Source organism: Hyphomonas sp. GM-8P, from assembly GCF_003263315.1.
Lineage (GTDB): Bacteria > Pseudomonadota > Alphaproteobacteria > Caulobacterales > Hyphomonadaceae > Hyphomonas.
The window spans coordinates 1-749 of record NZ_AWFE01000020.1; the positions used below are offsets into that span (position 1 = coordinate 1).

Below are 749 nucleotides of genomic sequence, written 5' to 3' on the forward strand. Positions count from 1 at the left end.
GAAACATGGCACGAACCTCTTCTGGCAGATCATCCTCGTCTTGCTTGTCGTCCTGGTGGCGCTCTGGTGCGCGACCGAATGGACGGCCTGGTCGCTGAGCTGGTCGCCGCGTCTGGGTGAGCCGCTTGTCGTCATCCTGGACGTGCCGATCTATGTGCCGTGGGCCTTCTTCGGCTGGTGGTATTCGTTCGATGCCTATGCGCCGGATGTGTTCGACCGGGGCGGACTGATTGCCGGCTCGGGCGGCGTTGCCGCTATCGTGATTGCGGTGACAGGCTCGATCCTCCGGGCCCGGTGGGACAAGCGGGTCTCGACCTTCGGGTCGGCACGCTGGGCGGAAGGCAGGGATCTGCGTAAGTCAGGTCTCTTGAAACCAGCTGGCGTGTTCCTGGGACAGGCCCAAGGCTCCTATCTCCGCCATGACGGCCCCGACCATGTCATGGCCTTTGCGCCGACCCGGTCGGGCAAGGGTGTCGGCCTTGTTGTCCCCACTCTTCTTTCCTGGCCACATTCGGTCCTGGTGCATGACATCAAAGGCGAGAACTGGCAGCTGACGTCAGGCTGGCGCTCAGAATTCTCGCATTGCTTGCGGTTCGATCCGACCGATGTCGCCTCGGCGCATTTCAATCCTTTGATGGAAGTTCGGCGGGGTCCCTGCGAGGTGCGGGATGTCCAGAATATTGCCGACATTCTCGTGGACCCGCAGGGAAAGCTCGGCGATCTCGGGCACTGGGTCGACAAGGCGAACT

General features: G+C 62.3%; 1 protein-coding gene. It reads left to right on the top strand.

Annotation, left to right across the window (positions count from 1 at the left end):
* A partial coding sequence (locus tag HY26_RS02310; protein WP_233351510.1) for a type IV secretory system conjugative DNA transfer family protein occupies positions 1-749 on the top strand: 749 nt, incomplete at both ends.